The organism is Halorhodospira sp. 9621 (genome assembly GCF_022228055.1).
Taxonomy (GTDB): Bacteria; Pseudomonadota; Gammaproteobacteria; order Nitrococcales; family Halorhodospiraceae; genus Halorhodospira; species Halorhodospira halophila_A.
In genome coordinates, this window is record NZ_JAJNRD010000044.1 from 1 (window position 1) to 10080 (window position 10080).

General features: G+C 65.9%; 5 protein-coding genes. 4 read left to right on the plus strand and 1 reads right to left on the minus strand.

Translation table 11 applies throughout. From position 1 onward, the window contains the following. Positions 1-623: 623 nt before the first annotated feature. A complete protein-coding gene (locus LRF89_RS12360) occupies positions 624-2447 on the minus strand; it encodes an ABC transporter ATP-binding protein (RefSeq protein ID WP_238637255.1) in 1824 nt (607 codons plus the stop codon). A 363-nt stretch (positions 2448-2810) separates the two neighbouring features. On the opposite strand from LRF89_RS12360, the gene LRF89_RS12365 reads away from it, so the two are divergent. The 4 genes from LRF89_RS12365 to LRF89_RS12380 all read left to right on the plus strand — a co-directional run. Further along, the gene (locus LRF89_RS12365; protein ID WP_238637256.1) at positions 2811-3704 is read left to right on the plus strand and encodes a hypothetical protein; all 894 of its coding nucleotides are present in this window, start codon (positions 2811-2813) and stop codon (positions 3702-3704) included. Next, on the plus strand, positions 3697-6045 hold the full coding sequence (locus LRF89_RS12370; protein ID WP_238637257.1) for a hypothetical protein: 2349 nt from the start codon (positions 3697-3699) through the stop codon (positions 6043-6045). The genes LRF89_RS12365 and LRF89_RS12370 overlap by 8 nt, the downstream gene beginning before the upstream one ends. Beyond that, a complete protein-coding gene (locus LRF89_RS12375) occupies positions 6035-8341 on the plus strand; it encodes a site-specific integrase (protein ID WP_238637258.1) in 2307 nt (768 codons plus the stop codon). Before LRF89_RS12370 ends, LRF89_RS12375 begins: the two co-directional genes overlap by 11 nt. 542 nt (positions 8342-8883) lie before the next feature. Beyond that, positions 8884-10080: RNA-guided endonuclease InsQ/TnpB family protein (locus LRF89_RS12380; RefSeq protein WP_238637259.1), on the plus strand; the 1197-nt coding region annotated here is incomplete at its 3' end.

The following is a 10080-nucleotide window of genomic DNA, read 5'->3' on the forward strand; positions in this document are numbered from 1 at the left end:
TATGTCCAAAAGTGGGTCCGAGACGGTGGCCATTGACATTTAAGACTCTAACAGCTGAGGTTCCAACTACCCTGGCAGAGGGGGCGTCTAGGTTGTTTCAGTTTCTTTCCGATCTAAAACCAGGGCCCATGTTGCGTATTACAGCGTTTCTTTTTTTGGATCCTGCCCAACCCAAGTGAAGGTCTAGTCTCTCCCGCACTCTTTTCCAAGTGGCCCACCCCCAGCTCTTTTTGGTTCTTGAGAAGAAATATGACGTGTTATAAGGTGCCCAACCCAAAATATTAGTTCCGCATATCTGGCCAATTCGTTCGTCGTTTTTGTAGCTGTCTAGTAGTGATTCGCAAAGACAGAAAAAGACCGGCTCGGTACTGTGTCGTCTTCTAAGATAATTCCTTATTCCTCATTTTCAAAAAACCACGTAATCGCTTCACTGACCGCTTCCTTGCATCCAAGGTTTCTGTCACGAAAACGCGTTTTTAAGTGACAGGGCCAGTCGACAGCTGTAGCTAGGCCTATTATGCCAACAGTGGTTATGGCGTTGGGGAAGTGCTGATTTAGAGAGGGGCCGTGCGGATTGCCAGTGCTCAAGTCGTAAGTGTCCTTGTCTTCTACGCTGTTTGGGGTTATTGGATATGTTCGGGTGTGTTTGTTGCTCCTGCCGCCATCTTCCGAAACCGCTCGCTTTGTCCCTGCAACTCCTCGAACCCACCCGCAGCCGTAATCTGCCCCTTCTCCAACAGCATCACCTGATCGCAGTTGCGCACTGTGCTCAGCCGGTGGGCGATGAGGATGATGGTCTTCTGGTGGTGGAGGGCGTCGATCGCCTCCATCACGGCTTGCTCGGTGACGTTGTCGAGGGCGCTGGTGGCCTCGTCGAAGATCAGCACGCTGGGGTCGTGGTAAAGGGCCCGGGCGATGCCGATGCGCTGGCGCTGGCCGCCCGAGAGGCGCACGCCGCGCTCGCCGACGACGGTCTCGTACTGCTGCGGCATCTCGTGGACGACGAAGTCGTGGAGCTGCGCCATGCAGGCGCAGCGCTCCACCTGCTTATGGTCGATGCGCTCCGGCGGTACGCCCAGGGCGATGTTCTCGGCCACCGAGGCGTCGGTGAGGAAGATCTCCTGTGGCACGTACCCCAGCGCTTGCTGCCAGGCGCGCAGGTTGGTGTCTGTCACCGGCTCGCCGTCCACGGTGATGGCGCCTTCGGTCGGGCGCAGCAGCCCGAGGATGACGTCCACCAGCGTCGTCTTGCCGGCGCCGGTGCTGCCCACCAGGCCTACCGAGCTGCCTACCGGGATCTGCAGGTCGATCCCCTGCAGCGCCGGCGCCGTGGCGTTGGGGTAGGTGTAGTGGCCGTTCTCCAGTGCTACCTCGTGCTGTGGGACCAGCGGCGCCAGCGGCTGCTTGCGGATCTCGGCCAGCGCCTGCCGGCGGTGCAGGTCGTCGTAGACCGCGTCCACCGCGCCGCCGCCGAAGCGCAGCTTGGCCAGCCCCTGGTAGACGTGCTGCGCTGCCGGCAGCATCCGGTAGCCGGCGAAGGCGTAGAGCCCGAGAACCGGCAGCACCTCGCCGAGCCCGCCGCCGGTCGCCCCACCATGGGTGGCCATGAGCACCAGGGTTAGGGCGATGATGCCGCCGAAGGCCACTGCCTCGATGAAGAACTTCGGCACCTGGGAGAGCGTCTGGCTGGTGGCCTGGTGCCTGGCGAAGCGGATTGATGGTCCGCGGAAGCGCGACAGGTAGGCGTGCTCGCGGCCGAGCAGCTTGATGTCCTTGATCCCGCCCAGGGCCTCGCCAGCGGCCTGGAAGCGCTCTTGGTTGGCCCGCACCCGGTCGCGGCCGATGCGATCCAGGAAGCCGCGGACGCCCCAGTAGATGAGGGCGTACATGCTGCCAAGCACCACCGCAACGCTGACGGCCAATACTGGGTCAATGACTACCAGCAAGGTGATGATGGAGATCACCACTATGCCGTAGGCAAGGGCATGCAAACCCGGTCTGATGACCTGTTCTTGAAGCTGCTGGGTCTCGGTGAGGATGCTCTTGCCCATGTCGCCGCTGTGGCGATTGAGGAAGTAGGCGTAGGGCTGGCGCAGGTAGGTCTCCAGCAGCCGCTCACTGAGGCTGTGCATGCGCATCCACGCCCAGCGGTTCATGGCGTAGATGGTCAGCGAGCGGAACGCCGCCGAGAAGACAATCAGCGCGAAGGCGCCGGCGCCGAGGGCCATGAGGAAGGTATCCACCGACTCGAAGCCGAGGCCGACGTAGAGCTGGTTGAGGACCGGGTTGGTCTCGACGGCCTCTGGGTTGCCGAGCACGCTCAAAAACGGCATCACCGAGGCGACGCCTGCGGTCTCGAGCAGCGCCATGACCACGACCATCCCGAGCACCAGGGCGCCGCGACGCTTCTCTTGGCGGCTGAGCAGGCTGAGGAGTTTCTTGAGCAAGGGGGCTCCTGAACGGCTTTACAGTGAATAACAGGGGCGGGGGTTGGGCACGCTACCGCCGGGACGGTGACGCCTGGGCAAGCCCGTCTCGCTAGGGTGTTCAACCTGTGAACGGAGATTCCATCACACGCGGTCGGGCGGGGCAACCTCCAAGGCGCTCGCCCGCGCCCGCCCCAGGGCTGATGCACCAATGCCCCTCAATTCAGGGTGATTGGTGACATACCCGGCTCCGAACCGACTCGAAAATCCCCTTGATCCTCAGCGCAGCGGCGCGCTCACGGCAGTGATCGGCTCTGCGCGAGGAGACGAGGCGGATGCGAGGCCCGCCTCCAGCACGGGCTGATTGGTTCGGAGGTAACTGCCATGAGTCAACTGGGTGAGATCGTCCTTTACGAGTCGGTGCGGATTCCCGCCCGAGAGGTATTCGTTGAGGCGCCGAAGGTTTTGCCGCCGGATCGGGTTGACCCGGTGCGGGGAGCGCCGCGGGCTGACGGGCTTCACTTGCCGGCCACCCCGCCGATCCTGTTTGATACGGACGAGCGACGGGACCTGCTGAATCCGCTCGTCGTGGCGCAGGAAGCTGGAGTCGTGCATCCAAAGTCCCGCTTCAGAGCGCTTGCGATCTGCAAGAGCGATCTGGAGGCGCCGGAACTGGAGGCGCTACTGCGTTTTTTCTGCGGCTCTGTGCAGCCGGCGTTACTGACATCTCGCGTCAGCTGGCGGGAGGCGATCGACTGGCTGCGCTCGGATGCGCACCTGCGCTCGGTGATCCGTCGCAAACTCTTCGATCTGTCCGGGGATGGTCAGCTGACGGCCAAGCAGGAGCAATTGATTCTCCGGCACACAGTCAGTCGCTCGTCGCTGGAGAAGTACCGCAGTCCTCGAAGCAGCGTCAACACCGCGCAAGCCGCGCGGGAGCCTGCACGAAGCGAACCGACCATGGATGAAGAATCGGCAGACAGCACGGTCCCTCAGGTGCTCAGCAGCAGCCAGGTGGACGCGTCGATCTGGCAGGCTGCTCTGGCGCGGTGGGATGCATTAGGGCTGTGCGAGCAATACGGGTTGCCGACCCTTCAAGAAGTTGTGGACGCGCTGGCGTCTGCCCAGGATAAAGCTGGTGAATGCGTGGCACCGAAGATCGTGCGCACTATGGCTGATCCGCAGTATCCCTGGGATGACGGGCAAAAAGTGGAGAAGCTTGTCGTGCGGGTGCGCCAGCGTCTCGCGGAACACGCATCGGGGATGGAGCATGGTTGACGGCGAACGCACGCTGCTTCCTGATGCCGTATGCGCGCAGTGGCGGGAGCGCTTGCGTGACCTGGGTGATATCCGGCTGCGGGATGCGATCATGGCCGTGGTGGCGACGCACCTGCCGCCGGTCTGCCAGGCAGCGCTGCGCGATAGCCTGCCGCTCTTCGCGCAGGACTACGGCCCACCCGCCGGCTTTCCCCTTGAGCAGCTGCGCAGCCGCGTGGGGGCCCTCGGCGTGCCCGAGGGCTATCCCCAGCGCTACCGGACGCCGTATCCGCTGCACGCGGCCATCACCCGCGTCTTCCCGAATGAGCCGCCAGCGCGGCGGGTGCTGGTGGATTGGTTCCGCACCAGCCCCGGTGACAACGCTCAGATCTACTATCGCCAGCTGCTCGCGGTGCGCCGCTGCCTGCAGTTGTGTCAGCCCGCGCTTGCCGGCGTGGCCCCGGAGGAGGGGGCGCGGGTCTGTTGGCAGGCGCTGAATGCCATGACGCTTGATGCGAAGCAGCAGGACGATGCCCGGCTGTTTTTCGAGCTTCTGCAGGGCCAGCGGCAGGTCGGGGTCAACCAGGTGTATCAGCCCACGGGCAAACGCCCGCGCGGCCCGGATCCGGAGATCCTGCGTGCGCCGTTGCTCGAGCGCGCCGACTGGCAGCGCGGCGCTTCGCCGTCCGGACGCCGGACGGCGGGGCAAGACACGCCCGGGGAAGAGGATTCGGCGCAGCGCACCTTGGCGTCGGCACGCTACCGGCAGCGCCGCGATGCCCGCACCCGTCGCCAGGCCGAGCCGGCGGACCCGGATCAGCCGCAAACGTGGGTGCGCGAGCAGCCCTCCGCTCTGAACGAGGCCGATGATCGCTTCGCGCAGCGCCACGGCCCGCGCCTGGCCGCCACGTCCGTGTTGAACACCCCGACGGATCTCCACCGGCTACCGACCGGGCGCGTGGTCCAGGCGCTGTCGGTGCTGGCCAAGGATCCGCTGGACTGGGCGTACGCCTGGCTGCTGTTGACCACCGCTTTGCCGCCGCAGCGCCTCGCTGCACTGCAGCGGGCGGGCAGCGCCCCGGAGGGTCAGACGCCGCATGAAAGCGCCGGGCTTTTGATCTATCGGCTGCTCGATGGGCCGGTGGCGGTCGGGACCGGGGCCAACTGCCAGGTGACGTTGCGCCTGCCAGCGGGCATTGCGCAGGCCTTGGCCGATGCGCCGCACCAAGCACCGTTTACGGGCCAACCGGGTCGCATCAACCGCCGCCTGCGCCGTGCCCTCGACGGTACGCCGGGGCTGCTGCCCACGGCAGACCGCCTGCGCGCCAGCGCCGAGCTGCGGATCGAGGCCCACGCCCGTGATGCGGTCGCCGCACGGGCCCTTACCGGGCGCTTCGGGCTGGCGCAGAACGCCCCCGCCGCCTACCGCCGGTTCGCATCCGGCGAGCTGCAGGGGGTGTTCGAGGCGGTCACCGAGGAATGGGCGCAGGCCGTGGACCAGCGGGCCGGCGGCGACCTCGATCTTGCGCAACGACGCGCGACGCTGCATTTCGAGCCGGAGTCGTCCGAGGCGGTGGAGCCGGCATCGACCGGGTCGGGGCGGGCGATCCCGCCAGCGGCTTACGAGCCGTGGCTGCGCCGTCTGCGTCGGGGTGCCGACAGCGTCGGGGCGCACCTGCTCCAGCTCCCCCCGAATGATCCGCGCTGCGCGGAGAAGTTGCTGCAGGTCGTTCGTCTGCACGCGGCCTACACGAGCCTGGTTTGGCTGTTGGCCACCGGGGCTCGCCCGATCGGGCCGCGCACCGAGTGGGTCGTCGCCGAGCGTGGTGTGCTCGCCGCAGCGCACCCGGCCGCGTACCTGGCGGACAAATCGAGCGGGGTGTACCGGGAGCGGCGCGTGATCCCGGTCTGCCGTCCGCTGGAGCAGCAGCTGCAGGTCCATGAGCGTGTGCGCAGGATTGTGGCGCAGCTCCTTGAGCGCCGCGGTTTCACGGTGACCGATCAACGCCCGACGGCGCAGCAAGCGCTGCCCGCGGAACTGGTCCGTCTTCGCCGTGATACGGTCGAGTGCCGGCTCTTCACCCAGCCGCGCCTGGAGGCCGCGCTGCGCGAGGCGGGTCTCGAACCGGATCGGCAGGCGCGCAATGCCCCGCGGCACACGGTGGCAACGGTGCTGCGTGAGCGCTTAGCCCAACGGCAGGTCGATGCCGTGCTCGGCCACGCCCGCGCGGGTCTGGGGGTCTGGGCGCCGGGCAGTACCGAGGGTTTCGACGCCGCGGCGGTGTACCGGGCCTTCACGGAGCTGCTGGATGCCGCGGGTGCGATGGTCCATGAGCCCCGAGGGGTTGCCGATGTCCTTTGATCGGACGACGTTGATCGAAACCCTGCAGCCGGAGCGCCGCGCGCTGGGCCTCGAGGATGCGGCGCATTGGGAGCGGGTCGTCGATGCCCTCGCGGCGGCGCTCGATGAGCAGGGGCGCCTGGATGCGCCGGGGCTCAGGGCGTTGGAGCAGGCCACCTTTGATCCGCAGCGCCGATCCAGGCGCCGGCATCGGGCCTGGTTGCGGCGGCTTTTGCAGCGGCTCAATCAGACGGGCCGGATCGAGGCGGTCCTGCCGGTTACCCCGATCCTCGAGCCCCGGCCCTCGACGCTAGCGGTCAGCCCGGAGCAGCTGCGCTGTCAGATCACCGCCGCCGCGCTGGATGCCTACCTGGATCCCTGGCTGCGCGGGCGCACCGATACCGATTCAGCAGACCGGCTCTTTGCCCTGGCCGTGCGTCTGACAACACGGGTCGGAATGGGCGAACGCGTGATGGTCGGTACACTGGCGCGCCTGCGCTGGGCCGATGTCGATCGGGACGGGACGCTGGCGCTGCCGGTCGAGCCGACGGATTTCAGCGGGGCGGTGCACCCTGTCCGGCCGCCGAAGGCGTGCCGCAAGCACCTGCCCCCGCGTCCGCGGGCGGCGGGCGATCGGCTGGTGGCCGCCCCGGTGCTCGAGCGCGCAACGCCGCCTGACGACGCGGCAACGGTCCGCGCTTATGAACGCATGCTTCGGCGGTGGCTGCGCGATGCGTTTGCCGCCTTTGCCGCGCATTTCGAGCGTGAGCGCCGGGCCCCCGGCGCCACCGTCCGTGGGTGGCAGCGCTTCGCCCACGCCGGGCGGCTGTTGCCGCTGGCCTACGGCGTGCCGGCGGCCTGGGTGGAGCTGCTCGCGGCGTTCCCGTTGCCGGCGGCGGCGCGCGCGGTTACCGGTGCCCGTCTGGACTGGTCCGTGCAGACCGCGCAGCGTCGGCCTGGGGATCGGCTCCTGCGCCCGGCAGCACACCACGGTCCAGGGCCGGGCGAGGGGGCGGTGGAGCGCCCGCAACCGGGCCCCATCGGCGACGATCCGATGCCCCGGCCGGAGGACTGGCCGCGTCGTGCGCGCAATCTCCTCGATGCCTTCATCGGCCGGATGCGCGCGCTGCAGACGGCGCGCGGGACGCTGCCCGCCCGCGCACGGGATGAGGCGTTGGCCGCGTGCACGGCGCTGCTCGAACGCGCCGATGCGCTGGGCTACCCGGCGAGCATCGTGCAGCTGGCGCTCGGCTGGGGTGCTGACAAGTTGCTCCGTGATGGGGTCAAGGTCCAGACCCTCGCCGATTACTACAGCCGGATCGCCTCACCGGAGTTGCTGGGCATCGAGGAGGTGCTGGATCTGCGCGACTGGGACGATGAGACCATCGAGGAGGTCACCGGGTGCGTGGTCGCGGCGCGGCGCTGGAGTCCTCGCAGCGCCGAGCACTTTCGCACCACCTGGTTCGAGCTGCTGCGCTACGGCCAGCAGGCCGGCGGGTGGCTGGCCGAGGCCGAGTTCGCGCTGAGCACAACACGCGAAGGTGCGGCGCACACCCCGGCGCGAACGGCGATCGTCACCCCCGCCGAGTTCGAGTACGCCCACGGCGTCCTGGTAAGCCGCGAGCACGATGCGCGGTACGCGCAATGGGCCGCGGCGCTGACGCTTGGTTTCTACGCCGGTGTGCGCGCTTCGGAAGTCTGCGCGCTGACCCTCGGCGATCTCTTTGTCGATGCCACCGAGTGCTGGGTGGAGATCCGATCCGGCAAGACGCCGGCGGCACGGCGGCGGATCCCGCTCCACGCCCTGGCGCCGCCGGGGCCGGTGGCGCAGATCAAGGGCTGGGCGCAGCGCCGGCTTCAGCAGTTCCCTTGGGAGCGAGCGCAGGACGTTGCGCTATTTGGGCCGGAGGGCAATGCGCGCGGGTACCGCCACCACGGGCTGATCGCCCCACTGCTCGAGGTCCTGCGCCCCATCCTGGGCGAGGGGGTGGACTTCCATTTGCTTCGCCACAGCATGGTCTCCTGGCTGCTGCTGCGCGGGCACGCGGCGCAGTACCGGGATTTCCGGGATCAGCTGCTTGAGCGCGATGCGTGGATGTTTTCCGATACCGCCCTGGAGCGGCTGCCGGCGTTGCGCCAGCCTGAGGCGCTGGCGAGTACCGAAGGGCTCGGCGGCGAGGCGTGGCTCGCCCTGGCCAAACTGGTCGGCCACCGCGACCCGGGCACCCTGCTGCTCTACTACGGCCACAGCCTCGGCCCGATCCACTCGGATGTCCTCGCCCGCGCCTGGGGCGGGCGACCCGGCAGTCGCTCCTAGCTGCGCGGCTTGCGTGCTTGGCCGGTTGCCCGGCATCGTGAAGTGCGGAAGATTGCAAGCGGAGCTTGCAATCTTCCGCTGCGGGGGATGTGCGCTTTAGCCCGGGGCGACTTCCGATCGACCCTTGCAGGATTCAGCAGCTGAGACGAAATCTGCAACCGAAGAGGCGATTTTTGCAAAGCCGGCTTGTTTATAAATTATTGATTTAGAACGGGTTTTGCAAAATTCGGCGAATATTCCCGGCCTATTCGCTATCGCTTATGTGCCGAGAAACAGCGCTGTTCAACTCAGTCAATTTCGATCAACGTCTCGCCTCGCTCAATAGCCGCCATCCAATAGCCGCCATCATTCGCGGTAGTAGCGGCTCGAACCATTGAAGCAATTCTGCCTTGCGTGTATTCCCGAATCGCAGCCATACAACAGTTGGGTGTCTTGAGACACTCACCACAAAAGCGCGGGAAGCCTCGTCCTTCAGGGCGAGGAGGGATAGCGCTGCTTGCAATCATTAAGTGGTTTTCTTTGCTTTGTGATATAATAATCCCATGAAATGCAATCGTCTTCGCATGCTGCCAAGTCGTGAAGAGGAACGCACTCTGCGCGTAATTGGTGTGCGGTGTTCGGCATTGTGGAACGCGACCAATTACCAGTGTCGGCAGCGTTTTTTTGGTGGCCACAAAGTGCCAGGGTATGGCGATCTGTGTGCGCTGATGCGAGATGATGAGAACTTCTTGGCGTTACCGAGTGACATTCGCCAGGAAGTCATCAAAAAGGTCCATGAAGCCTGGAAATCCTATTTCAGGCTTCGGGCACTATGGAAGCGGGGCGATTTGAGTGATAAACCCGGTCTTCCTCGCTACCGCAAGGCGCGTGATGGATCACGGCCTGATGGCTGGATTCCGATCAAGTGTGCCCGCTCCTACGCTGTTGATGCCCAATGCGTTGAGATGACCCTGCCGGCCGACCTGCGCGGTGGCCACGGGCGGCTACGGCTGCCCCATCGTGGGTTGCAGCGCTATCGGGGCAAACAAGGGCGTGCGGAGATGGCTCATGATCCGGGCCGGGGCCGCTGGTATTTCCGGTACACGGTGGATCAGCCGGACAATGCCTTAAAGCCCCGAAGCAGGGAAGCTGCTATCGACCTGGGTGTCCGTGTGGCAGCCAGCGTTTCCATCGATGGCGTTGGTTCTTCGATCCACTTCATTGGCCGTGAGATGCTCAAGGATTGGGATTACTGGGGGCGGCAGATCGCAGCCCACCAGCAAGAGTTGGCGCATCGGCCAAAGGCAGAGCGGACCTCGATGCGGCTTCGGCGTATGCACCAGCGGCGCAGCACTCGGCTGGAACACGCCTGGGAAGCACAGGCTGCCCGGATTGTCCGTACCCTCGCGGCCCATCGGGTCGGCACCGTCTATGTCGGCTGGCCGAAGGATATCCGTCGCGATAAGAGCTATGGGGCAACCTGGAATGGGCGCATTCATAATTTCTGGGGCTTTTCTCGGGTTCTCCATATCTTGGAGAAGCACTGTGCGCGAGCGGGGATCCAGATGGTGCGAAGCGGTGAGCGGGGCAGCTCCAGTACCTGCCCCGAGTGCGGCAGCCGGAACGTAAAGCGCCACCCGAGGCACGTTCTAAGCTGCCGAGATTGCTCATTGAGGATCCACAGCGATCAGGCGGGTTCGCGCAACATCCTGCGCATGAACGCCCCTGCCTGCAGTTTTCCAAAAACACCCGGATCAATT